The sequence below is a fragment of the Pseudomonas sp. AAC genome, assembly GCF_000725445.1.
GTDB classification, from domain to species: domain Bacteria; phylum Pseudomonadota; class Gammaproteobacteria; order Pseudomonadales; family Pseudomonadaceae; genus Pseudomonas; species Pseudomonas citronellolis.
This window is the reverse complement of record NZ_KL647097.1, coordinates 181535-203545: the sequence shown is the minus strand read 5'-3', so window position 1 is coordinate 203545 and position 22011 is coordinate 181535. Positions and strand designations below refer to the sequence as shown.

Here is a 22011-nt window from a genome sequence, read left to right as displayed (position 1 = left end):
ATGGGTTATATGCCGCTTAAATACCCAAAGGCTATTTACTTATGCAGGGACGCGCCCCGCGGGGCGCGTCGCCTGGTTCAGCGCTTCTCGCCCAGGCCCGCCTCGGCGGCTGCCGGTTCCTCGGCCAGGCAGGCCGCGGCGGTGAAGATCACGTCGGTGGAGGAGTTCAGCGCGGTTTCCGCCGAGTCCTGCAGGATGCTGATGACGAAGCCCACCGCCACCACCTGCATGGCCACCTCGCCGGAGATGCCGAACAGCCCGCAGGCCAGCGGGATCATCAGCAGCGAGCCGCCGGCCACGCCGGAGGCGCCGCAGGCGCACACCGCCGAGACCACGCACAGCAACAGGGCGCTGGGCAGGTCGATGGCGATGCCCAGGGTGTGGGCCGCGGCCAGGCTCAGCACGCTGATGGTCACGGCGGCGCCGGCCATGTTGATGGTGGCGCCCAGCGGGATCGACACCGAGTAGGTGTCCTCGTGCAGGCCCAGGCGTTCGCACAGCTGCAGGTTGACCGGGATATTGGCCGCCGAGCTGCGGGTGAAGAAGGCGGTCACGCCGCTCTCGCGCAGGCAGGTGAAGACCAGCGGGTAGGGGTTGCGGCGCAGCTTCCAGAACACGATTGCTGGGTTCACCACCAGCGCCACGAAGAGCATGCAGCCCAGCAGCACAGCCAATAGCTGCAGGTAGCCGAGCAGGGCATCGAGGCCGGATTCGGCGAAGGTGCTGGCCACCAGGCCGAAGATGCCCAGCGGGGCGAAGGCGATCACCACGCGGACGATCAGCGTCACCCCGCCGGCCAGGTCGTCGAGCAGGTCGCGGGTGCTCTGCCGGGCATGGCGCAGGGCCAGGCCGAGGCCCACGGCCCAGGCCAGGATGCCGATGAAGTTGGCCTCCAGCAGCGCCTTCACCGGGTTGCTGGCGACGCTGAACAGCAGGCCATTGAGCACGTCGCCGATGCCGCCGGGCGGAGCGTTGCCGCTGGCCGGGGCGTCGAGCACCAGGGTCGAGGGGAAGGCGAAGCTGGCCGCCACCGCCACCACCGCGGCGGCGAAGGTGCCCAGCAGGTACAGCGCCAGGATCGGGCGGATGTGGGTGCGCTGCCCGGCCTTGTGGTTGGCGATGGAGGCGCAGACCAGCACCAGGACCAGCACCGGCGCCACGGCCTTGAGCGCCGCGATGAACAGTTTGCCGAGCAGGCCGACGGCCAGGGCGGCGTCGGGCGCGACCAGCGCCAGGGCGATGCCGGCCAGCATGCCGACGAAGATGCGCATCACCAGGCTGCTGCGCTGGATGCGTTGGAACAGGGTGGGGGAGGGAAGTGTCATGACCTTACCGCTGCTTGCAAATGGAAACGCGAACCCGGCGGGCCGCGGAAGGGCGCGGATTATGCCGTCACGGGCGGGAAAATGCGCGGCGGTCGTCGGAAACCACGCCCACGCCTCGCCAGCATGGCGGCGTGGAGCCGGGCCGGCCTTGACCTGTGCCGGCCTGGATGGGATTGCCATGTGACATGGCGTCACGGTTGGCGCTCGGCGCAATCCGCCTCAGTTGCCGGCCAGCGGTGCGCGGCGCGAGGCCGGGCGCAGCAGGCGTTCGCCCAGCAATACCAGCAGGCAGGCGAAGATGAAGGGCGCGGTCATGAAGGGGATGCCCAGGGCGACCATGGCCTGTTGCAGGATGAGCGCCAGCACGGCGCCGGCCAGCGGGGCGAAGGGGCCGGGGCCGCGCAGGGCCAGGGCGAGGGCGGCCAGGGCGCTGTTCATGCCGAGCAGGCCGCTGTGCACGTCGCCCTGGGGAATGCCGGCGAACACCGCCACCGGCAGCACCATCACCGCGCCGAACAGCGCCCAGGTGGCGGCGCGCGGCGCGCCCAGCAGCAGGCCGAGGAAGATCAGCGCGCCGGCCAGCGGGGTGTCGAGGAAGATCACCTGGCCGAAGGCGCGGGAGGTGGCTTCGAGCAGCGTCGGCAGCGGCAGCTCGACCAGCCCGGCCAGGGGCGTGGCGGCCGGCAGCGACAGCAGCGTGCCCAGCGCCGGCAGCGTCCAGCCGAGCAGGACGAAGGCCAGGGTGTAGGGCGGCAGGCCGTGGCGCTGGCGCGAGGCGCGCAGCAGTAGGCGCTGCAGCAACACGCTGGCGAGGCTGGCGAACAGCACGAGCGCCACCAGCATGGGCGACCAGGCGAACTTCAGCGGCAGCAGCAGGCCGATCAGCACGGCGTTGTAGCCGTACAGGCCGGCGTTTGTGTCGCCCTGGCGGCAGCGCAGCAGGTGGGCGAAGGCCGGGCCGGCAGTGGCGCCGAGCAGGGCGCCGGGGAGCAGGCCGGGGGCGCAGGCGCCGATCAGGGCCAGGCAGAGCAGGCCGAACAGCGGCGAGGGTTGCAGGAACACCTGGCTGAAGCCGCGCAGCCAGAGGGTCAATAACGGTAGTGGGCGCATTGAGGATCTGGGCAGTTGAAGGGGATGTCCGGGGCTTCTCCGGTTCCGCGTCGGCGGCCGTGCCTTCCATCGGGGGAGGGCATCGCGGGAAGCTCCGTGGGCTGTGTCAGTGGGCGCATTCTGCCATGGCACCATTTTGGGGCGTGAATAAAAAAGAGGCCTGTCCCCGGGATCGCCGGAGGGTGGCCTCGAATGTCCATAGCCTGCGTGGGAGGGTGCGAGGGTGGCTATGGCCGACAGAACTGCTGGCCGTTCAAGGCCAATCCCGGACGGACGGGGTCGCGGCCCCGTTTTCCCGGCCCCGTCCGTCCGGGAGTGACGCGGTGTGGAACCCGGCTTTGGCAGGGTTCCGGAACTCTGTTTTTTCTCTCTCCAGGCTTTTTCCTGAAGAGGGGGAGGAGAGGAGCCAGGCCTGGCTCCGGTGTTGGCGGTGGGCCTGGTTCCCTCACCCTAACCCTCTCCCAGAGGGAGAGGGGACTCGTGTGGCAGAAGGTGGGGCGCCGGAGTTACCGGTGGCCTGGTTCCCTCACCCTAACCCTCTCCCAGAGGGAGAGGGGACTTGTGTGGCAGAAGGCGGAACACCGGCATTACCGGCGGCGCCTGGTTCCCTCACCCTAACCCTCTCCCAGAGGGAGAGGGGACTTGTGCGGCAGAAGGTGGGGCGCCGGAGTTACCGGTGGCCTGGTTCCCTCACCCTAACCCTCTCCCAGGGGGAGAGGGGACTTGTGTGGCAGAAGGCGGAACACCGGCATTACCGGCGGCGCCGAACTGCCCCCTCTCCCTCCGGGAGAGGGCTGGGGTGAGGGGCTCTTCAGGCCGACAACGCCGGCGCCACCGTCTCGATCCTCAGCATATTGGTACTCCCCGGCTGCCCGAACGGCAGCCCCGCCGTCACCACCACGGTGTCGCCGCGCTGGGCCATGCGCTGGGCCAGGGCGATTTCCAGGGCGGTGGCGCAGATCTCGTCGACGTGGGCCAGTTGCTCGTTGACCACCGAATACACGCCCCAGGCCACGCTCAGCCGGCGTGCCGCCTTGAGGTTGGGTGTCAGGCTGAGGATCGGCGCCTTCGGTCGTTCCCGCGAGGCGCGCAGGGTGGAGCTGCCGGACTCGGTGTAGTTGACCAGCACCGCCACCGGCAGGATGCGGCTGATGCGGCGGATGGCGCAGCTGATGGCGTCGGACACGGTGGCGTCCGGCTCCGGGCGGTTCAGTTCCAGCTGGCCCTGGTAGTCCGGCTCGGCTTCCACCTGGCGGATGATCTTGGCCATCATTTCCACCGCTTCCACCGGGTACTGGCCGGAGGCGGTCTCGGCGCTGAGCATCACGCAGTCGGCGCCCTCGCTGACCGCGGTGGCCACGTCGGTGACTTCGGCGCGCGTCGGCGCCGGGGAGAAGCGCATGGATTCGAGCATCTGCGTGGCCACCACCACCGGCCGGCCGAGCTGGCGGCAGACCTGGATGATGCGCTTCTGGATGCCCGGCACGTTCTGCGCCGGCACCTCCACACCGAGGTCGCCGCGGGCGACCATGATGGCGTCGGCCAGGCGGGCGATCTCTTCGATGCACTGCACCGCCGAGGGCTTCTCGATCTTGGCCATGATGAAGGCCTTGTCGCCGATCAGCGCGCGGGCTTCCTCTATATCTTCCGGGCGCTGCACGAAGGACAGCGCCACCCAGTCCACGCCCAGCTCCAGGCCGAATGCCAGGTCGCGGCGGTCCTTGGCGGTCAACGGGCTGAGCTTGAGCACCGCCTCGGGCACGTTGACGCCCTTGCGGTCGGACAGCTCGCCGCTGTTGAGCACGCGGGTCTCGATGGCGTCGCCGTGGTTGTTCAGCACCTGCAGGCGGATGCGGCCGTCGTCCAGCAGCAGGCTCATGCCCGGCTCCAGAGCCTGGATGATCTCCGGGTGCGGCAGGGTCACGCGGCGCTCGTCGCCGGCGGCATCCATCAGGTCGAGGGTGAAGCTCTGGCCCTTGTGCAGCATCACCGCGCCGTTCTCGAAGCGGCCGACGCGCAGCTTCGGCCCCTGCAGGTCCATGAGGATGCCGATGGGCGTGCCCAGCTCGGCCTCCACCTCGCGCACCCACTGGTAGCGCTGGGAATGGTCGGCGTATTCGCCGTGGCTGAAGTTCAGGCGGAACAGGTTGGCGCCGGCGTCCACCAGGGCGCGGATGTCCTCGCGGCCCTTGATGGCCGGGCCGAGGGTGGCGAGGATCTTGACCTTCTTGTCGCTGTTCATTGCTCGTCACTCTCGAGGATCAGGATGGCGCGGAAGTCGTTGACGTTGGTGCGGGTCGGCCCGGTGACCACCAGGTCGTCCAGCTCGGCGAAGAAGCCGTAGCCGTTGTTGTCGTCCAGCTCGTGCAGCGGGTTCAGCCCGGCTGCCAGGGCGCGCCGGTAGCTGCACGGGCTCATCAGCGCGCCGGCGTTGTTCTCCATGCCGTCGATGCCGTCGGTGTCGCCGGCCAGCGCCCAGATGCCCGGCTCGCCCTTGAGCGCGGCGGTGAGGCTGAGCAGGAACTCGGCGTTGCGCCCGCCGCGGCCCTTGCCGCGCACGGTGACGGTGGTCTCGCCGCCGGAGAGCACCAGGCAGGGCGCGGCCAGCGGCTGGCCGTGCTTGCGCACCTGGCGGGCGATGCCGGCGTGGACCTTGGCCACGTCGCGGGATTCGCCTTCCAGGTCGCCGAGGATCAGCACCTCCAGGCCGGCGGCGCGGGCCTTGGCGGCGGCCGCGTCGAGGGCCTGCTGCGGCGTGGCGATGAGGGTGAAGTAGCTGCGCGACAGGCAGTCGGCGCCGGGCTTGACGGTCTCCGAGCGCGGGTCTTCCAGCCAGGCGCGGATGTGCGCCGGGGTGTCGATGCCGTAGCGCTTGAGAATGGCCAGGGCATCGGCGGAGGTGGTCGGGTCGCCCACGGTGGGGCCGGAGGCGATCACCGTGGCCTCGTCGCCGGGCACGTCGGAAATCGCGTAGGTGTACACGCTGGCCGGCCAGCAGGCGCGGGCCAGGCGGCCGCCCTTGATGGCCGAGAGGTGCTTGCGCACGCAGTTCATTTCGTCGATGGCGGCGCCGGACTTGAGCAGCGCCTTGTTCAGCGCGCGCTTGTCGTCGAGGCTGATGCCTTCGGCGGGCAGGGCGAGCAGCGCCGAGCCGCCGCCGGAGAGCAGGAAGATCACCCGGTCGTCCTCGCTCAGGTCGCTGACCAGCTCCAGCACGCGGCGGGCCACGCGCTCGCCGGCGTCGTCCGGCACTGGGTGCGCGGCTTCCACCACTTCGATGCGTTGGCAATTGGCGCCGTAGCCGTAGGGGGCGACCACCAGGCCGTCCACCTGCTCGTCCTTCCAGTGCGCCTCGACCACTTCGGCCATGGCCCCGGCGGCCTTGCCGGCGCCGATGACGATGGTGCGCCCGCCATGCACCCGCGGCAGGTGGCGGGCCAGCGTCTGCGCCGGGTGGGCGGCGGCGATGGCGGTGTCGAACAGCTCGCGCAGCAGGGCGCGTGGGTCGAGGCTCATCTGGGGCTCCTCAGGTTCTTGTCGTTGTTCTTTCATTGCGGCATTGCGCAGGCGCCTGGGGGCAAGCGCCTGGGCAATGCCTTCGATACGCCCGGCCGGCGAAGCCGTGTTCACGCCGGCCGGGGTTCGAAGCCTTGCCTCGCCGCGTCACTCCCATAACGCAGCGGGGCTTTTCGTAGGATGGGTTGAGCTTGCGAAACCCATGCTGCATCGGCTGATGGGTATCGCTGCGCTCAACGCCATCCTACGGTCCGCTTTCTCAGTCCTTGCGGATCGAGAAGTTGGCCATGTGCTCCAGGCCCTTGATCAGCCCGGAGTGGTCCCAGTTGCTGCCGCCCAGGGCCGCGCAGGTGCTGAACACCTGTTGGGCGTTGGCGGTGTTGGGCAGGTTCAGGCCCAGTTCGCGGGCGCCGGCCAGGGCCAGGTTGAGGTCCTTCTGGTGCAGGCTGATGCGGAAGCCCGGGTCGAAGGTGCCCTTGACCATGCGCTCGCCGTGCACTTCGAGGATGCGCGAGGAGGCGAAGCCGCCCATCAGCGCCTCGCGCACCTTGGCCGGGTCGGCGCCGTTGCGCGCGGCGAACAGCAGGGCCTCGGCCACCGCCTGGATGTTCAGCGCGACGATGATCTGGTTGGCCACCTTGGCGGTCTGGCCGTCGCCGTTGCCGCCGACGCGGGTGATGTTCTTGCCCATGGCCTGGAACAGCGGCAGGGCGCGCTCGAAGGTATTCGGGCAGCCGCCGACCATGATGCTCAGGCTGCCTGCCTTGGCGCCGACCTCGCCGCCGGAGACCGGGGCGTCCAGGTACTGCGCGCCGGTGGCCTTGATCTTCTCGGCGAAGGCCTTGGTGGCGGTGGGCGAGATAGAGCTCATGTCGATCACCACCTTGTTCGGGCCGACGCCTTCGGCGATGCCGTCCTGGCGGAACAGCACGTCCTCGACCTGCGGGGTGTCCGGGACCATGACGATGATGAACTCGGCTTCCTGGGCCACTTCCTTGGGGTTGGCCAGAGCCACGGCGCCGGCTTCGACGAGTGCGGCCGGGGCCTTGTCGTGGTGGCTGGAGAGGAACAGCTGGTGGCCGGCTTTCTGCAGGTTCTGCGCCATGGGCAGGCCCATGATGCCGGTGCCGATGAATCCGATCTTGGCCATGAGGGTGTCTCCTGGTTCTGTTTGTCTGTTGGCTACCCGGTATGACCGGGCAGCGGAATTCGTGCGCTTGCGTTCACACTGCGTTATGGCTCTTCAGCCAGCCCAGACCCGCCTCGGTGGTGGTGGCCGGCTTGTACTCGCAGCCGATCCAGCCCTGGTAGCCGATGCGGTCCAGGTGGCCGAACAGGAAGCGGTAGTTGATTTCGCCGGTGCCCGGTTCGTGGCGGCCGGGGTTGTCGGCCAGCTGGATGTGGTTGATGGCCGCCAGGTTCTTCTCCATGGTCCGGGCCAGGTCGCCTTCCATGATCTGCATGTGGTAGATGTCGTACTGCAGGAACAGGTTGGGGCTGCCGACCTTCTCGCGCACGTCCAGCGCCTGCTGGGTGGTCTGCAGGTAGAAGCCGGGGATATCGATCGTGTTGATCATCTCCATGACCAGCTTGATGCCCGCGGCCTCGAGCTTCTCGGCGGCGTACTCCAGGTTGTTCAGGAAGGTGTTCTCGATGGTGGCGCAGTCGTAGCCCTGCGGGCGGATGCCGGCCAGGCAGTTGACCTGCTTGTTGCCCAGCACCTTGGCGTAGGCGATGGCCTTGTCGACGCCGGCGCGGAATTCCTCGACGCGGTCGGGGTGGCAGGCGATGCCGCGTTCGCCCTTGCCCCAGTCGCCGGCGGGCAGGTTGAACAGCACCTGCTCCAGGCCGTTGGCGTCGAGCCTGGCCTTGATGACCTCGGCCTCGAAGTCATAGGGGAAGAGGTATTCGACGCCGCTGAAACCGGCCTTGGCGGCGGCTTCGAAGCGGTCGAGGAAGTCCACCTCGGTGAAGAGCATGGACAGGTTGGCGCAGAAACGGGGCATGTCGGGGCCTCCTGGTGGTGAAACACGTATTTCCGTAAGGGGTGGGCCCCGCCGTGCGCAGGTTGTGGTTTTCCCTGCCACGGCTCCCGCGCACGCGGGGCCCGGTACTTCGTCAGTCGAGCAGGGAGATGGCCGTGGGCGCGTCGTCGCGGCTCTGGGCCAGCTCCTCGAACTCGTTGATGGCGTTGATCTCGGTGCCCATGGCGATGTTGGTCACGCGCTCCAGGATCACTTCCACCACCACCGGCACGCGGTGCTGTTGCATCAGCTCGCGGGCCTGGGCGAAGGCGGCGCCGATCTGGTTCGGGTCGAACACGCGGATCGCCTTGCAGCCGAGGCCTTCCACCACGGCGACGTGGTCCACGCCGTAGCCGTTGAGTTCCGGCGCGTTGACGTTGTCGAACGCCAGCTGCACGCAGTAGTCGATCTCGAAGCCGCGCTGGGCCTGGCGGATCAGCCCCAGGTAGGAGTTGTTCACCAGCACGTGGATGTACGGCAGGTTGAACTGCGCGCCGGCGGCCAGCTCCTCGATCATGAACTGGAAGTCGTAGTCGCCGGACAGCGCCACCACCTGGCGGCTGGGGTCGGCCTTGACCACGCCCAGGGCCGCGGGAATGGTCCAGCCCAGCGGGCCGGCCTGGCCGCAGTTGATCCAGTGGCGCGGCTTGTAGACGTGGAGGAACTGCGCGCCGGCGATCTGCGACAGACCGATGGTGCTGACGTAGCAGGTGTCCTTGCCGAAGAACTCGTTCATCTCCTCGTACACGCGCTGCGGCTTGACCGGCACGTTGTCGAAGTGGGTCTTGCGCTGCAGGGTACGCTTGCGTTCGCGGCAGGCTTCGGCCCAGGCGCTGCGGTCCTTGAGCTTGCCGGCGGCTTTCCACTGGCGGGCCACTTCGAGGAAGGCGTCCAGCGCGGCGCCGGCATCGGAGACGATGCCCAGGTCCGGGGTGAACACGCGGCCGATCTGGGTGGGCTCGATGTCCACGTGGATGAACTTGCGGCCGGCGGTGTAGACGTCCACGGAACCGGTGTGGCGGTTGGCCCAGCGGTTGCCGATGCCGAACACCAGGTCGGACTCCAGCAGGGTGGCGTTGCCGTAGCGGTGCGAGGTCTGCAGGCCGCACATGCCGGCCATCAACGGGTGGTCGTCGGGGATAGTGCCCCAGCCCATCAGGGTCGGGATCACCGGCACGCCGAGCAGTTCGGCGAACTCCACCAGCCTGGCCGAGGCATCGGCGTTGATGATGCCGCCGCCGGCCACCAGCAGCGGGCGCTCGGCGTCGTTGAGCAGGGCCAGGGCCTTCTCGGCCTGGGCGCGGGTGGCGCTCGGGCGGTGCACCGGCAGCGGCTCGTAGGCGTCGATGTCGAACTCGATCTCGGCCATCTGCACGTCGAACGGCAGGTCGATCAGCACCGGGCCGGGGCGGCCGCTGCGCATCTCGAAGAAGGCCTTCTGGAAGGCGTAGGGCACCTGGCCCGGCTCCAGCACGGTGGTGGCCCACTTGGTCACCGGCTTGACGATGCTGGTGATGTCCACGGCCTGGAAGTCTTCCTTGTGCATCCGGGCGCGCGGCGCCTGGCCGGTGATGCAGAGGATCGGGATGGAGTCGGCGGAGGCCGAGTACAGGCCGGTGACCATGTCGGTGCCGGCCGGGCCGGAAGTGCCGATGCACACGCCGATGTTGCCGGCCGTGGTGCGGGTGTAGCCTTCGGCCATGTGCGAGGCGCCTTCGACGTGGCGGGCCAGCACGTGGTCGATGCCGCCGAGCTTCTTCATCGCCGCGTACATGGGGTTGATGGCGGCGCCCGGCACGCCGAAGGCGGTGTCCACGCCTTCGCGGCGCATGACCAGGACGGCCGCCTCGATCGCTCTCATTTTGGCCATGACCTTTCCTCTTGAGTCGGTGGTTTTCTTGTTGGGGCCAAGGATGCCGGCTGTGCCAAAGCGACGGAATTGATGGATACTTCAGTTCTGTCGATATCTGGAGTATCGAATGGACCGCTATACCCTCATCCGCAGTTTCGTCCTGGTAGCGGACAATGGCAGCTTCGCCTCGGCGGCGCTCAGCGAAGGCGTGACGCCGGTGGTCATGGGCCGGCGCCTCGATGCGCTGGAGCAGCACCTGGGCGTGAAGCTGATGCACCGTTCGACCCGCGGCCTGCAGCTGACCGACCTCGGCGAGCAGTACCTGGAGCGCGCGCGCAGCCTGCTCAAGGACTTCGACGAGGCCGACGCCAGCGTCGCCCGCGGCGGCAACTCGGTGCGTGGGCACCTGGTGGTGTCGGCCCCGGCGGCCTTCGGTCGGCGCCACATCGCGCCCCACGCGCCGGCCTTCCTGGAGCGCTTCCCGGACCTGAAGCTGTCGTTCAACTTCACCGACAGCCTGGTGGACCTGGTGCGCCAGGGCTACGACATGGGCATCCGCATCGGCGAGGTCACCGACCCCAACTACGTGGCGGTGAAGCTGTTCCCCAACCGCCGGGTGGTCTGCGGCGCGCCCTCGTACTTCGAGCTGCACGGCGTGCCGCGCACTCTGGAAGACCTGGCGCGGCACAACTGCCTGGCCTTCAACCTGCAGGGTGGCCAGCAGCGCGGCTGGACCTTCCTGCGCGACGGCCGGCAGGTGGCGGTGCGGGTGTCCGGCAACCTCGACTGCAACGACGGCGAGCTGCTCTACGACTGGGTCAAGCAGGGCCTGGGCATCGGCTGGCGCTCCACCTGGGAGATCCAGGCCGAGCTCAAGGCCGGCGAGCTGGTGACGGTGCTCGACGAGTACGAGATCCCGGCCTACGACATCCAGGCGGTGTACCCGCAGCAGCGCTACCTGCCGGCCAAGGTGCGCTTTTTCATCGACTACCTGAAGGCCCTCTACAACACCCCGGGGTACTGGGAAACCCGGCATCCTTGAGCGGCTGATTCGATACTGGCGTTGTATTTTATTGGTTTTACTGTTGTGTACAAAATGTCGCAGGATTGTATTTAGTCGTTGCGTCCGGGGTTGCCTTCGGCTATTCCATCAAGGGCTTTGCAACGCCGCGCCGTTTTTCGGAAAAGGGCGCGGGCGAACGTCTCATCCCTTTGCGAGGAACCCCTCATGAGCGAAATCAACCTGGACACCGCCCTGGCCATCACCCACGGCGCCCTGGCCGCCGGCCGCGAACTGTCCACCGCGCCGCTGACCGTGGCGGTGCTCGACGCCGGCGGCCACCTGGTGGCCCTGCAACGCGAGGACGGCGCCAGCCTGCTGCGCCCGCAGGTGGCCATCGGTAAGGCCTGGGGCGCGGTGGCCCTGGGCAAGTCCTCGCGCGCCCTGGCCGCCGACGCCCAGCAGCGCCCGTCGTTCATCGCCGCGGTGAACACCCTGGCCCAGGGCAACGTGGTGCCGGCGCCGGGCGGCGTGCTGATCCGCGACACGAGCAATCGGGTAATCGGCGCCATCGGCATCAGCGGCGACGCCTCGGACATCGACGAGCAATGCGCCATCCGCGGCATCCAGGCCGCCGGCCTGGTGGCCGACGCGGGGTAGGGTGAAAAGGGGCTGAAACCGGAGCGGCCGGATGCGAGGGCCAAACGGCGGATAACGCCTTAGGCGTTATGCGCCCTACGCCAAGGTCGGGCCGAGCGTAGGGCGAATAACCGTTCGCGGTTATCCGCCGATACACCCAAGCCATGATTCGCGCCGAGGCTGAACCCGGAGCGGCCGGATGCGGGGGCCAAACGGCGGATAACGCCGTAGGCGTTATGCGCCCTACAGCGGCAACGGCCGCATGCGGCCGCTGGCCTTGGCCGGCTCGCCGGTGTCCGGCGCGGTGCCGCGCAGCACCAGGCGGGTGATGGTCTCGGCGGCGGCCTCGAAGTCGGCATCGCTGAGGCTTTCCTTGCCGGTGACCATGGAGATCTGCCAGTCGAAGTCGGCGTAGGTTTGGGTCGCCGCCCAGATGGTGAACAGCAGGTGGTGCGGGTCCACCGGGGCCAGCAGGCCGCGGTCGATCCAGCTCTGCAGGCAGGCGATGTTGCGCTGGGCCTGGGCATTCAGCTCGTCCAGGTATTCCCTGGGCAGGTGCGGCGCGCCGTGCATCAGCTCGCTGGCGAATACCTTGGAGGCGTGCGGCAGCTCCTGGGAGATGCGGATCTTCGAACGGATGTAGGCGCGCAGCGCCTCGGCCGGCTCGTCGTCCTCGCGGAACGGCGCGGAGGCCTGCAGCAGCGGCTCCACCACGCTTTCCAGCACGCAGCGGTAGAGGTTTTCCTTGGACTGGAAGTAGTAGTAGACGTTGGGCTTGGGCAGCCCGGCGCGCGCCGCGATGTCGCTGGTCTTGGTGGCGGCGAAGCCCTTTTCGGCGAACTCTTCGCTGGCGGCGCGGAGGATCAGGCGTCGGTTGCGTTCGCGAATGCTGGTCATGGTCTGCTGGGTCTTCTTGTGCGCGGGTAGCCCATGGCTGGGCCGGCGATGGTAGCACCGGCTCCGCGGGCCTCTCAAGCAAGGGCCCGGTGGCTGAAGTTGACCCGCGGTTCAGGTTTTCTGTAGAGTCTGCCGGACTCCGGCGCCGCTACGGCGCCCGGCCTTCCAAGAGCTCGCCGCCATGTCCGACAGCCAACTGGTCGACCCCTTCGGCCGCCGCATCACCTACCTGCGCCTGTCGGTGACCGACCGTTGCGACTTCCGCTGCACCTACTGCATGAGCGAAGACATGCAGTTCCTGCCGCGCGACCAGGTGCTGAGCCTGGAAGAACTCTACACGGTGGCCGACGCCTTCATCGCCCTGGGCGTGCGGCGCATCCGCATCACCGGCGGCGAGCCGCTGGTGCGCAAGGGCCTGAGCTCGCTGCTGGCGCGGCTCGGCGCGCGCCCCGAACTGGAAGACCTGGCGATCACCAGCAACGGCTCGCAACTGGCCGGCCGCGCGGCCGAGCTGCGCGCCGCCGGCGTGCGCCGGCTGAACATCAGCCTGGATTCGCTGCGCCGCGAACGTTTCGCCGCCTTCACCCGCAGCGACCGCCTGCCCCAGGTGCTGGCGGGGATAGAGGCTGCGCGGGCGGCGGGTTTCGAACGCATCAAGCTCAACTGCGTGGTGCAGAAGGGGCGCAACGACGACGAGGTCTGCGAGCTGGTCGAATACGCGCTGGCCCGCGGGCTGGACATCAGCTTCATCGAGGAGATGCCGCTGGGCAGCATCAGCAGCCACGACCGCGCGCAGACGCTGTGCAGCAGCGACGAGGTGCGCGCCCGCCTGGCCGAACACTGGCAACTGACGCCCAGCCTGGAGCGTAGCGGCGGCCCCTCGCGCTACTACCGCGTCGACGGGCTGCCCAGCCGCATCGGCTTCATCTCGCCGCACAGCCACAACTTCTGCGGCGACTGCAACCGCGTGCGCGTCACCGCCGAGGGCAGGCTGGTGCTTTGCCTCGGCCACGAAGGCGCGCTGGACCTGCGCCAACTGCTGCGCAGCCACCCCGGCGACGGTGCCCGGCTGCGCGCGGCGCTGGTCGAGGCGCTGCAGCTCAAGCCGCAGCGCCATCACTTCGACGCCGCCGAGCAGGTCCAGGTGCTGCGCTTCATGAGCATGACCGGCGGCTGAACGGAAGGCGGCAGTTCCTGCTTGGCAACTGACGGGGCTTTCCGTCAGCCGCAGGCTTTCCCTAGAATCACGCGGCCGATGTGCTGCGAGGCTGATGTGAGCGAGAGTCGACTGCGAATTCCACTGGGCGATTGCTGCCTGGTTTGCGAGGGTTTCCGCCAGCGGGTGGCGGGGCGGCCGTCGCTGGAAGTCGACGGCGATCTGCTCTGGGCCCTGGAGCACAGCAGCTGGCAGCCGCTGGCGGTGACGCTGGAACCGCTGGCCGACGGTGCCCGGGTCCGCCCGCTGCCCCTGGAGCGCCAGGCCGCCTTCGATGCGCCGCGGGCGCTGGACTGGCGCGACGACGAGGTGCGGATCGCCTGCCTGCCCGCCGTGCGCGATGCCCGGGCACTGCTCGACTGGTGCCGGGCGCGCTGGCCGGGGGCGGCCTTCGGCGCGCAGGCGCTCGATGCCCAGGCCTATGCCTGGGGCCGCCTGCTGCGCCTGGACTGCCGGCGCGCCGGGCTGGCCGTGGCCGGCCACGAGCATTTCCTGCTGCCCCATGCCTACCCTTGCGTGTACCTCGGCCACCTGGCCCTGGACTGGCGACGCTTGCGCTTCGAACCAAACGCCTGACGCCGTGATCTGAACAGAAGGTGCCTCGTTCGGCGACGGCGCCCGGGCTTTGCTTGTGCAACCGTGCTTGGCGGCGCGGAACCTCCGGCTTTCCCCGGCGGTCTGCTAGCGCGTCAAAGTGGAGGAGACCCAGAATGACAATCACAAAACGGGTAAGGCGCCTGGCGGCCGTGCTGGTGCTGGCGCAGTTGGGCGTGGTGGCCGAGGTGCCTTTGGCGCAGGCGGCGATGGTCGGCACCGGCGAGGTGCTGCAGGCGCAACAGCAGCACGTCGACCGCGAACAGCTGCTGCGCATGCTAGATGACCAGGGTGTGCAGAAGAAGCTGCAATCCATGGGCGTGGAGCGCAGCCAGGTCGAGCAGCGTATCAAGAGCCTGTCCAACGAGGAGCTGGCGCAGTTCAACCAGCAACTGGACCAGGCGCCGGCCGGTGGCATCATCGGCATCATCATCCTGTTCCTGCTGATCTTCATCATCACCGACATGCTCTGCATCACGCATATCTTCACCTTCGTGCGGTGCCAGCGTTGAGGCACGCCGTCGCTGCCGTGGCCCTGGCCGCGCTGCTGCTCGGCGGCTGCGCCACGGCGCCGCGGCTGCCGGCGGAGGTCGACGCGCTGCCACGGCGCGTCGAGCTTTCCGCGGTGCAGTTCTTCCCGCAGCAGCAATACCAGTGCGGCCCGGCGGCGCTCGCCACCGTGCTCAACCAGCGCGGCGTGCGGGTGACGCCGAACCAGTTGAAGGAGCGGGTGTTCCTGCCGCAGCGCCAGGGCAGCCTGCAGGTCGAGCTGGTGGCCGCGGCGCGCGAGCGGGGCCTGCTGGTCTACCCGCTGCGCCCGCGCCTGGAGGATGTGCTCAAGGAAGTGGCCGCCGGCAACCCGGTGCTGGTGCTGCAGAACAACGGCCTGGACTGGTTGCCGATGTGGCATTACGCCGTGGTGGTCGGCTACGACCGCGACCGCCACGAGCTGGTGCTGCGCTCCGGCATCACCCAGCGCCTGGTGATCGACTTCACCGCGTTCGACGTCACCTGGCGGCGCAGCGGGCGCTGGGCGGTGCTGACGCTGCCGGCCGACCGGCTGCCAGCCAGCGTCGAACCGACGCGCTGGCTGCGCGCGGCCCACGACCTGGAGGAAACCGGGCAACAGGCCCTGGCCGACCAGGCCTACCGCACCGCCACCCGGGCCTGGCCGCAGGAGCCGCTGGGCTGGTTCGCCCTGGCCAACGCCCGCTACGCCGCCGGCGACCTGGGCGAGGCCGAGGCGGCGCTGCGCCACAGCGTGGCCGCGCGGCCGGACTTCGCCGCCGCCTGGTACAACCTGGCCAACGTCATGGCCGAGCGCGGCTGCGCCGAGCAGGCCCGCGCCCCGGCGAGCTGCGCGCACCAGCTGGCGCCGACGGATGCGCGTTTCCTCCAGGCGCCCCAGGCGGCGCCGGTGGCTGCCGGGCAATGCAGCGCCGCGCCGGCCTGCCCCGTGCGCTGAGGCGCAGCGGGGCATTTTCTTTGAACCGCTGCGCTTGATCGCCGGCCTAAGTTGCATCCCTTGATGAGGTGCAACCCATGGCCAGCGACAAGCAGCAGCCGGCACGCGATACCGCCGGCAAGGGCGATACCGCGGACGATCTTTCCGCCGAGGAGCGCCGCAAGGTCGAGAAGGCCCAGCCGCCCCGGGCGCTGGTGCTGCACGAGGTGATCCGCCTGCAGGGCAACCACGAACTGGAGCGCACCCTGGCGGCGCTCTGGTGGTCGGCTCTGGCCGCCGGGCTGACCATCGGCCTGTCGCTGATGGCCATGGGGCTGTTCCGCGCCAAGCTGCCGGAGCACGACAGCGCGGCCATCGTCACCAGCCTGGGCTACCCGGTGGGCTTTCTCGCCATCATCCTCGCCCGCCAGCAGCTGTTCACCGAGAACACTCTCACCGCGGTGCTGCCGCTGATGAGCGAGCCGACCCTGCGCAAGGCCGGGCAACTGCTGCGCCTGTGGGGCGTGGTGCTGCTGGGCAACGTTGCCGGCGCGCTGCTGTTCGCCTACGCCATGCTGCACCTGCCGATCTTCGATGCGAAGACCGACCAGGCCTTCCTCGAGATCGGCCGCGAAGTCATGGAGAACGACGGCTGGCAGATGTTCTCCCGCGGCATCGTCTCCGGCTGGATGATCGCCACCATGGTCTGGCTGGTGCCGGCGGCGGAGAGCGCCAAGGTGTGGATCATCATCCTGGTCACCTACCTGATGTCGCTGGGCAGCTTCAGCCACATCGTGGTCGGCACCTGCGAGGTCGGCTACCTGATGTGGGCCGGCGAGCTGGGCTGGAAGGCCTTCCTGCTGGACTTCGCGCTGCCGACGCTGGCCGGCAACATCGTCGGCGGCAGCCTGATCTTCGCCCTGATCAGCCACGCGCAGATCCGCAGCGACAGCGGCGCGCCAACGAAAACGGCGCCCTAGGGCGCCGTCGTCGTCGTTCGCAGGGCGGGTTACACGCCCAGCTTGTCGCGCAGGTTGTAGTACCAGGCGCCGATCGCGGAGAACGGCACCTGGAACATGCGCCCGCCCGGGAAGGGGTAGTGCGGCAGGTCGGCGAAGGCGTCGAAACGCTCGGCCTGGCCGCGCAGGGCCTCGGCCAGCACCTTGCCGGCCAGGTGGGTGTAGGTGACGCCGTGGCCGCTGCAACCCTGGGAGTAGTAGATGTTGTCGCCGATCCGGCCGACCTGCGGCAGGCGCGAGAGGGTCAGCAGGAAGTTGCCGGTCCAGGCGAAGTCGATCTTCACGTTCTTCAGCTGCGGGAACACCTTGAGCATCTTCGGACGGATGATCGCCTCGATGTTCGATGGATCGCGGGCACCGTAGACCACGCCGCCGCCGAAGATCAGGCGCTTGTCGCTGGTCAGGCGGTAGTAGTCGAGCAGGTAGTTGCAGTCCTCGACGCAGTAGTCCTGGGGCAGCAGGGTCTTGGCCAGCTCGTCGCCCAGCGGCTCGGTGGTGATCACCTGGGTGCCGCAGGGCATCGACTTGGACGCCAGTTCAGGCACCAGGCCGCCGAGGTAGGCGTTGCCGGCCACGACCACGAACTTGGCCTTCACCCGGCCTTGCGGGGTGTGCACCACCGGGTTGGCGCCACGCTCGATCTTCACCGCCGGGGACTGCTCGTGGATCACCCCGCCGAGGGATTCCACCGCCGCGGCTTCGCCCAGGGCGAGGTTCAGCGGGTGGATGTGGCCGCCGCTCATGTCGAGCATGCCGCCGACGTAGCTGTCGGTGGCCACGACTTCGCGGATGCGCTTGGCGTCCATCAGCTCCAGCTGGGTGTGGCCGAAGCGCTCCCAGAGCTTCTTCTGCGACTCAAGGTGGCCCATCTGCTTGGCGCTGAGGGCGGCGAACACGCCACCGTCCTTCAGGTCGCACTGGATGTCGTACTTGGCGATGCGCTCACGGATGATGCGGCCGCCCTCGAAGGCCATCTGGCCGAGCAGTTGCGCCTGCTTCGGGCCGACGGTGCGTTCGATGACGTCGATGTCGCGGCTGTAGCTGTTGACGATCTGGCCACCGTTGCGGCCGGACGCGCCGAAGCCGACCTTGGCGGCCTCCAGCACGGTCACCTTGAAGCCGTTCTCCAGCAGGAAGAGGGCGGTGGACAGGCCGGTGTAGCCCGCGCCGATGATGCACACGTCGGTTTCGGTCTCGCCCTTGAGTTCGGGGCGCGCAGGGACCGGATTGGCCGAGGCTGCATAGTAGGAAGTGGGATAAGAAGTGTGCGGCATATTGCACCTGTGTTTGTTATTTTTTACGAGATGGGCTGATGCTACCCGAGTCGAAATCACTCGGCTAGTGGCCGTGCAAAATTTTTTACGCAAGGACGAACATAAAAAAATTCCCTTTTTCAGGGGGTTAGCGAAAAAATGCTTGACGGTTCAACGCCTTCGCGTAGAATGCGCCCCCATCGCTAGGCACATAGCTCAGTTGGTTAGAGCACCACCTTGACATGGTGGGGGTCGTTGGTTCGAGTCCAATTGTGCCTACCAAATTCCCGCTTCGGCGGTAGCGAGAGGGCGATCTTAAGCGGTCGCCCTTTTCTTTAGGCACATAGCTCAGCTGGTTAGAGCACCACCTTGACATGGTGGGGGTCGTTGGTTCGAGTCCAATTGTGCCTACCAATTCACCGCTTCGGCGGTAGCAGAAAGGGCGATCCGAGAGGGTCGCCTTTTTTGTTTGCGCGCGATTTGGGCTGATCGCGGACGGAGTCCGCTCCTGCCGCATGAGCGAGCATGGCTTTTCGTAGGATGGTGTTGAGCGGAGCGATACCCATCAGCGCAACCGCATGGGTTTCGCAAGCTCAACCCATCCTACGAAAAGCACCTCGGCGCGGCCCGCAGGGAAGCGCGGGCGTAGGAGCGGACTCCGTCCGCGATTGGATTCACCGGCCGCGCCGGGCGCCCCTGCGTGCTCAGCGGCGCTCGAAGCCGGGCCCGCCGCCATGGCCGCCACCGCCGTGTCCGCCACCTCCCGGCCCGCCGAAGGGCGGGAAGAACGGCCAGCAGCCGGAGAGCGAGACGAGGGCGAGCAGCAGGGCGACTTTGGTCAATCTGGAAAGCATGGCGACACCAGGGTTGGAAAAATGGGCGCAAAGTAGACACGACCGCACCGCGGGTGTCCCGAGAAACCTGGTATCGGCAGGGTAAGGTTTGTATCGGCGCCGATGCGTTCGTCCGGCGGCTCAGGCGGCGTTGGCGCTGTGCCTGAGGTCGGGGATCAGGGCGCGCAGCGCAGGGCGGGGCAGCGGACGGCCGGTGAAGTAGCCCTGCGCCAGGTGGCGGCCAGGCGCCGCTCTGGGGTGGCGACGATCGGCTGGTAGGTCAGGGGCAGTTCGCCGAATTGCAGCGCGCGGCTGGGTGTCCGCCACGCAGAGCACGCCCAGGGCGCGGCAGCTGGTGTCCTTGGATTTTTCGCTGCGCATCACGTATTCCCTCGTGGGCGTTGTCGGTCCCTGGCGTTGCGGGCGCATCGAGCGACGAATTGCCGGTCGGGGTTCAACAGCCAATCGGCGGCAATCGGTGTAGTTTGTCTGGCAAAAGTGTGGTGGCGTTTCGTGGCTACTGCTGGTCGGGAAGTGCGGGAGGCGTGGCATGAGTGGTGGGTGGGGCCGGGGGCTCGGGGTGTTTCTGCTGTGCGCGGCGAGTGGGTTGGCAACGGCCGCCGGGCTGGCGGAATGGCCGGAGGGCTGGCAGGTGACGCGTTCGCCCGAGGCGCCGGACGACGCTGCGGCGCTGCGCCGCGAGCGCGGCGTCAAGCTGGCGGCGGATGGCTCCCAGGCGCTGGTGGTGGAAATCACCCGCAGCCGCCTGGCCGAGGTGAAGGATGTGGATCTGCAGCGGGTGATCCTGCAGATGCGCAAGTCGCTGCAGGTCGACTTCCTGCGCCAGGGCTTCCAGGCGGCCTGCAGCAAGCCGCGGCAAGCTTCCCTTGGGGGCTTGGACGGCCTGGAGCTGGTCTGCTCGATCAGCCAGAACGGCAACGAGGCCATGAAGCAGGGTGTGCAGGTGGCGCTGGGCAAGGAGGCGGCCTATTCGCTGACCTATGCCGCGCCGGCGGCCGATTACCCGCAGCGACTTGCCGAGGTGGCGGCGCTCAAGGCTGGCCTGCGCCTGGAGTGAGCGGGCCGGAAATGAAAAAGCCCCGCATTCGCGGGGCTTTTCGTCGGGTGCCGGTCAGGCGGCCAGGGTGCTCTGCACGCGGGCGATGACGGCCTGCAGCGGCTCTGCGGCCTGGTACTGCTGCGGATAGAGCCGTTCGCTATGGCAGGCGACGCCGTATTCGTCCACCAGGGCGAAACTGAAGCTGTCTTTGCGCGGTGCCAGGATGATGCAGTTGAGCGGGGCGAAAGCTGCCTTGAGGGTGCCGATCGCCTCCTGGATCTGAGTGCTTTTTTTCATATTGTCTTTCTTCCAAATAGTCACGGTCTTATGACCGCGTGAAACGTAAAAAACTCCGGTCGAACGCAGAATGCGTGATATCCATGACCGGAATGTGGCAGCGAATGAAAACTCGAAGAGGTCTTTCGAGGGCGCCATGGCGGGAGAATACGCCAACCCCCGAAGTTCGGGCTTGCCAAATATGTAAGGACGATTTGCTGCGCCTTGAGGGGCGCGCTGGATGCGCCTGCCAGTGACTGGCTGCTGGCCGTGGCCCTGTGTGTCCCGGCTGCTGCGCCCTGGTTTGGGATGGGCGGCGACGGGAGGGGCGACCTGAAGTTCATGACTCGCGGGCAGCATTATCCGGATGCTGGGCGGGTCTTTCAAGTGCGGATCGTCAGAGGATGTTTCCGAGGAGCTTCCCGCGGCGGCGTCGGCCGCCGCGGGGCGGGCATCACTTCTGCAGCCAGGACTCCACGGTCTCGGCGCCGTACTGCTGTTTCCAGGCCTTCAGGGTCTTGTGGTTGCCACCCTTGGTTTCCACCACTTCGCCGTTGTTCGGGTTCTTGTACACCTTCAACTGGCGGCTGCGGCGCGGGGCGCTGGCGGCCGGCGCGGCGGCGGCGTTGTTGGCGGTGCCCTGCGGGTCGAGGATGTCGATGACGTTGCGCAGGTTCATGCCGTATTCGTCCATCAGGGCCTGCAGCTGATCCTTGAATTCCAGTTCCTTCTTCAGGGAGCTGTCGTTCTTCAGCTTTTCCAGCAGGGCCAGTTGTTCTTTGAGCAGGCGTTCGGCTTCACGGAATTCCGCGAGTTTGGACATGTTTGCACTCCAGGGCAAGTCATTCCGAAACGGATATCGGTGCGCAGCTATTCGGCGACCATTGTGTTCGGAAAGTTATGTGGGCGGCGAATTATTAATTTAAATAAGCGGGCGATGCAATAATTAATCTTCGATAAGGTGTTTTTCACGGCATTGCAAAGGTCCTTCCGAATGTGTGGCTTTATCGCCATGCCGCGAATCGCGGATAATCGTCTCCCATCAACTAGATGGCGGTTCGCCATGGGGATCGCCGATATCTTGCGTGCGCCATGGGATAGGGGATGTAGATGCTTTCGAATGTCCAGTCGTATTCACTCAATGGACATGAACTGGCCTGCCTGGTGCAGGGGGAGGGGGTGCCGCTGGTATTGGTGCACGGCTCGCTTTGCGATTACCGCTACTGGCAATGGCAATTGCGCGGTTTGGGCGAGCGCTATCGTCTGCTGGCGCCCAGTCTTCGACATTATTATCCGCAGCGCTGGAATGGCGAGGGCGCGGACTTCACTACCGCGCAACATGTCGAGGACCTGCTCGCGCTGATCGACATGCAGGGCGAGCCGGTACACCTGCTGGGGCATTCGCGCGGCGGCAATATCTGCCTGCGGCTGGCGCTGGAGGCGCCCGGGCGCCTGCGTTCGCTGGTGCTGTGCGACCCCGGCGGGGATTTCGCCGCCGACCTGTTCCAGGCGGCCGGCGTGCCCGTGCCGGCGGCGCCGGCCGAGCGCAACCGTTTCCGCGAGCAGGCGCTGCAACTGATCCGCCAGGGCGAGGTCGAGGCGGGCCTGGAGCTGTTCGTCGACACCGTCAGCGGGCCTGGAATCTGGCGGCGTTCCTCGCGGCACTTCCGCGACATGGCCACCGATAACGCCATGACGCTGATCGGCCAGGTCGCCGATCGGCCGGAGCCGCTCGGGCGCGCGCGCCTGGCCACGCTGGCGGCGCCGACCCTGCTGCTGCGCGGCGAACTCAGCCCCGAGCCCTTCCCACAGGTGGTCCAGGCCCTGGCGCAGACGCTGCCGGACGTGCGCAGCAGCGTCATCGCCGGCGCTTCCCACGGCATGAACGCCACGCGCCCGGCCGCTTTCAATCGCGCCGTGCTGGAGTTCATCGACGCGCACTGATGCCGCTCG

At 67.8% G+C, this 22011-nt stretch carries 22 protein-coding genes and 2 tRNA genes; 11 read left to right on the top strand and 13 right to left on the bottom strand.

From position 1 onward, the window contains the following. Window positions 1-77: 77 nt before the first annotated feature. The 7 genes from sstT to gcl form a co-directional block, all read right to left on the bottom strand. Window positions 78-1325, bottom strand: coding sequence for a serine/threonine transporter SstT (gene sstT / locus FG99_RS14725; protein ID WP_043270674.1), 1248 nt, complete (start codon window positions 1323-1325; stop codon window positions 78-80). 219 nt (window positions 1326-1544) lie between these two features. Next, window positions 1545-2435, bottom strand: a complete 891-nt coding sequence (locus FG99_RS14720) for an urea transporter (protein WP_043270672.1) — start codon at window positions 2433-2435, stop codon at window positions 1545-1547. Between the two features lie 811 nt (window positions 2436-3246). Continuing rightward, window positions 3247-4677: a pyruvate kinase gene (gene pyk / locus FG99_RS14715; RefSeq protein ID WP_043270670.1), complete on the bottom strand. Its 1431-nt coding sequence runs from the start codon at window positions 4675-4677 to the stop codon at window positions 3247-3249. Beyond that, on the bottom strand, window positions 4674-5951 hold the full coding sequence (locus FG99_RS14710; protein WP_043270668.1) for a glycerate kinase type-2 family protein: 1278 nt from the start codon (window positions 5949-5951) through the stop codon (window positions 4674-4676). Before FG99_RS14710 ends, pyk begins: the two co-directional genes overlap by 4 nt. A gap of 259 nt (window positions 5952-6210) precedes the next feature. Continuing rightward, complete coding sequence (locus FG99_RS14705; RefSeq protein ID WP_332262291.1) at window positions 6211-7188, bottom strand: 2-hydroxy-3-oxopropionate reductase; 978 nt, start codon at window positions 7186-7188, stop codon at window positions 6211-6213. Further along, window positions 7175-7957: a hydroxypyruvate isomerase gene (gene hyi / locus FG99_RS14700; protein WP_043270666.1), complete on the bottom strand. Its 783-nt coding sequence runs from the start codon at window positions 7955-7957 to the stop codon at window positions 7175-7177. The genes FG99_RS14705 and hyi overlap by 14 nt, the downstream gene beginning before the upstream one ends. Window positions 7958-8069: 112 nt before the next feature. After that, window positions 8070-9845, bottom strand: coding sequence for a glyoxylate carboligase (gcl, locus tag FG99_RS14695; RefSeq protein ID WP_043270664.1), 1776 nt, complete (start codon window positions 9843-9845; stop codon window positions 8070-8072). Window positions 9846-9954: 109 nt separating this feature from the next. Between gcl and FG99_RS14690 the strand changes: the two genes are divergently transcribed. Together FG99_RS14690 and FG99_RS14685 are read left to right on the top strand one after the other, a co-directional pair. Then, window positions 9955-10869, top strand: a complete 915-nt coding sequence (locus FG99_RS14690; RefSeq protein WP_043270662.1) for a LysR family transcriptional regulator — start codon at window positions 9955-9957, stop codon at window positions 10867-10869. A gap of 186 nt (window positions 10870-11055) precedes the next feature. Continuing rightward, the gene (locus FG99_RS14685) at window positions 11056-11487 is read left to right on the top strand and encodes a GlcG/HbpS family heme-binding protein (protein WP_009616982.1); all 432 of its coding nucleotides are present in this window, start codon (window positions 11056-11058) and stop codon (window positions 11485-11487) included. A 222-nt stretch (window positions 11488-11709) separates the two neighbouring features. Here the strand turns inward: FG99_RS14685 and FG99_RS14680 are convergent, their stop codons facing one another. Continuing rightward, entirely contained in the window at window positions 11710-12363 is a 654-nt protein-coding gene (locus tag FG99_RS14680; RefSeq protein WP_043270660.1) for a TetR/AcrR family transcriptional regulator, read from the bottom strand. 181 nt (window positions 12364-12544) lie between these two features. Between FG99_RS14680 and moaA the strand changes: the two genes are divergently transcribed. The 5 genes from moaA (at window position 12545) to FG99_RS14655 (ending at window position 16597) form a co-directional block, all read left to right on the top strand. Then, window positions 12545-13540, top strand: a complete 996-nt coding sequence (gene moaA, locus FG99_RS14675) for a GTP 3',8-cyclase MoaA (protein WP_043270658.1) — start codon at window positions 12545-12547, stop codon at window positions 13538-13540. Between the two features lie 96 nt (window positions 13541-13636). Continuing rightward, entirely contained in the window at window positions 13637-14155 is a 519-nt protein-coding gene (locus FG99_RS14670) for a hypothetical protein (protein WP_141766071.1), read from the top strand. A 134-nt stretch (window positions 14156-14289) separates the two neighbouring features. Further along, on the top strand, window positions 14290-14685 hold the full coding sequence (locus FG99_RS14665) for a PA2779 family protein (RefSeq protein WP_009616989.1): 396 nt from the start codon (window positions 14290-14292) through the stop codon (window positions 14683-14685). Next, window positions 14682-15638, top strand: a complete 957-nt coding sequence (locus tag FG99_RS14660) for a PA2778 family cysteine peptidase (protein WP_081884636.1) — start codon at window positions 14682-14684, stop codon at window positions 15636-15638. Before FG99_RS14665 ends, FG99_RS14660 begins: the two co-directional genes overlap by 4 nt. Before the next feature lie 77 nt (window positions 15639-15715). Next, window positions 15716-16597, top strand: coding sequence for a formate/nitrite transporter family protein (locus tag FG99_RS14655; protein ID WP_043270653.1), 882 nt, complete (start codon window positions 15716-15718; stop codon window positions 16595-16597). 29 nt (window positions 16598-16626) lie between these two features. On the opposite strand, the gene FG99_RS14650 is transcribed toward FG99_RS14655, so the two are convergent. Further along, window positions 16627-17910 (bottom strand): NAD(P)/FAD-dependent oxidoreductase, encoded by a 1284-nt coding sequence (locus FG99_RS14650; RefSeq protein WP_009616995.1) that lies wholly within the window; start codon window positions 17908-17910, stop codon window positions 16627-16629. Window positions 17911-18094: 184 nt separating this feature from the next. On the opposite strand from FG99_RS14650, the gene FG99_RS14645 reads away from it, so the two are divergent. Both FG99_RS14645 and FG99_RS14640 read left to right on the top strand, forming a co-directional pair. Further along, window positions 18095-18171 (top strand) — tRNA-Val (locus FG99_RS14645). A gap of 55 nt (window positions 18172-18226) precedes the next feature. Next, window positions 18227-18303: transfer RNA gene (locus FG99_RS14640), tRNA-Val, on the top strand. Between the two features lie 290 nt (window positions 18304-18593). Here FG99_RS14640 and FG99_RS32495 read toward each other — a convergent pair. Continuing rightward, the gene (locus FG99_RS32495; protein WP_162839902.1) at window positions 18594-18743 is read right to left on the bottom strand and encodes a hypothetical protein; all 150 of its coding nucleotides are present in this window, start codon (window positions 18741-18743) and stop codon (window positions 18594-18596) included. Window positions 18744-18863: 120 nt separating this feature from the next. Continuing rightward, window positions 18864-19103: a hypothetical protein gene (locus FG99_RS32145; protein WP_141766039.1), complete on the bottom strand. Its 240-nt coding sequence runs from the start codon at window positions 19101-19103 to the stop codon at window positions 18864-18866. Between the two features lie 169 nt (window positions 19104-19272). Here FG99_RS32145 and FG99_RS14635 point away from each other — a divergent pair, with 169 nt between their 5' ends. Next, complete coding sequence (locus FG99_RS14635; RefSeq protein ID WP_043270651.1) at window positions 19273-19800, top strand: DUF4946 domain-containing protein; 528 nt, start codon at window positions 19273-19275, stop codon at window positions 19798-19800. Window positions 19801-19854: 54 nt separating this feature from the next. Here FG99_RS14635 and FG99_RS14630 read toward each other — a convergent pair whose 3' ends face one another. Beyond that, window positions 19855-20079, bottom strand: a complete 225-nt coding sequence (locus FG99_RS14630) for a hypothetical protein (RefSeq protein ID WP_009617001.1) — start codon at window positions 20077-20079, stop codon at window positions 19855-19857. A 433-nt stretch (window positions 20080-20512) separates the two neighbouring features. Beyond that, window positions 20513-20881 (bottom strand): histone-like nucleoid-structuring protein, MvaT/MvaU family, encoded by a 369-nt coding sequence (locus tag FG99_RS14625; protein WP_009617003.1) that lies wholly within the window; start codon window positions 20879-20881, stop codon window positions 20513-20515. 287 nt (window positions 20882-21168) lie between these two features. Between FG99_RS14625 and FG99_RS14620 the strand changes: the two genes are divergently transcribed. After that, window positions 21169-22002, top strand: coding sequence for an alpha/beta fold hydrolase (locus FG99_RS14620; RefSeq protein WP_043270649.1), 834 nt, complete (start codon window positions 21169-21171; stop codon window positions 22000-22002). The last annotated feature ends 9 nt before the right edge of the window (window positions 22003-22011 follow it).

What these genes read in the sequence shown, in the direction of transcription:
- FG99_RS32495 (WP_162839902.1), bottom strand. Translation starts at nt 18,743, where the DNA reads ATGCTTTCCAGATTGACCAAAGTCGCCCTGCTGCTCGCCCTCGTCTCG.
- FG99_RS14665 (WP_009616989.1), top strand. Translation starts at nt 14,290, where the DNA reads ATGACAATCACAAAACGGGTAAGGCGCCTGGCGGCCGTGCTGGTGCTG.
- FG99_RS14650 (WP_009616995.1), bottom strand. Translation starts at nt 17,910, where the DNA reads ATGCCGCACACTTCTTATCCCACTTCCTACTATGCAGCCTCGGCCAAT.
- gcl (WP_043270664.1), bottom strand. Translation starts at nt 9,845, where the DNA reads ATGGCCAAAATGAGAGCGATCGAGGCGGCCGTCCTGGTCATGCGCCGC.
- FG99_RS14680 (WP_043270660.1), bottom strand. Translation starts at nt 12,363, where the DNA reads ATGACCAGCATTCGCGAACGCAACCGACGCCTGATCCTCCGCGCCGCC.
- FG99_RS14655 (WP_043270653.1), top strand. Translation starts at nt 15,716, where the DNA reads ATGGCCAGCGACAAGCAGCAGCCGGCACGCGATACCGCCGGCAAGGGC.
- hyi (WP_043270666.1), bottom strand. Translation starts at nt 7,957, where the DNA reads ATGCCCCGTTTCTGCGCCAACCTGTCCATGCTCTTCACCGAGGTGGAC.
- FG99_RS14630 (WP_009617001.1), bottom strand. Translation starts at nt 20,079, where the DNA reads ATGAAAAAAAGCACTCAGATCCAGGAGGCGATCGGCACCCTCAAGGCA.
- FG99_RS14620 (WP_043270649.1), top strand. Translation starts at nt 21,169, where the DNA reads ATGCTTTCGAATGTCCAGTCGTATTCACTCAATGGACATGAACTGGCC.
- FG99_RS14625 (WP_009617003.1), bottom strand. Translation starts at nt 20,881, where the DNA reads ATGTCCAAACTCGCGGAATTCCGTGAAGCCGAACGCCTGCTCAAAGAA.
- FG99_RS32145 (WP_141766039.1), bottom strand. Translation starts at nt 19,103, where the DNA reads ATGCGCAGCGAAAAATCCAAGGACACCAGCTGCCGCGCCCTGGGCGTG.
- FG99_RS14720 (WP_043270672.1), bottom strand. Translation starts at nt 2,435, where the DNA reads ATGCGCCCACTACCGTTATTGACCCTCTGGCTGCGCGGCTTCAGCCAG.
- FG99_RS14685 (WP_009616982.1), top strand. Translation starts at nt 11,056, where the DNA reads ATGAGCGAAATCAACCTGGACACCGCCCTGGCCATCACCCACGGCGCC.
- FG99_RS14710 (WP_043270668.1), bottom strand. Translation starts at nt 5,951, where the DNA reads ATGAGCCTCGACCCACGCGCCCTGCTGCGCGAGCTGTTCGACACCGCC.
- FG99_RS14635 (WP_043270651.1), top strand. Translation starts at nt 19,273, where the DNA reads ATGAGTGGTGGGTGGGGCCGGGGGCTCGGGGTGTTTCTGCTGTGCGCG.
- pyk (WP_043270670.1), bottom strand. Translation starts at nt 4,677, where the DNA reads ATGAACAGCGACAAGAAGGTCAAGATCCTCGCCACCCTCGGCCCGGCC.
- moaA (WP_043270658.1), top strand. Translation starts at nt 12,545, where the DNA reads ATGTCCGACAGCCAACTGGTCGACCCCTTCGGCCGCCGCATCACCTAC.
- sstT (WP_043270674.1), bottom strand. Translation starts at nt 1,325, where the DNA reads ATGACACTTCCCTCCCCCACCCTGTTCCAACGCATCCAGCGCAGCAGC.
- FG99_RS14690 (WP_043270662.1), top strand. Translation starts at nt 9,955, where the DNA reads ATGGACCGCTATACCCTCATCCGCAGTTTCGTCCTGGTAGCGGACAAT.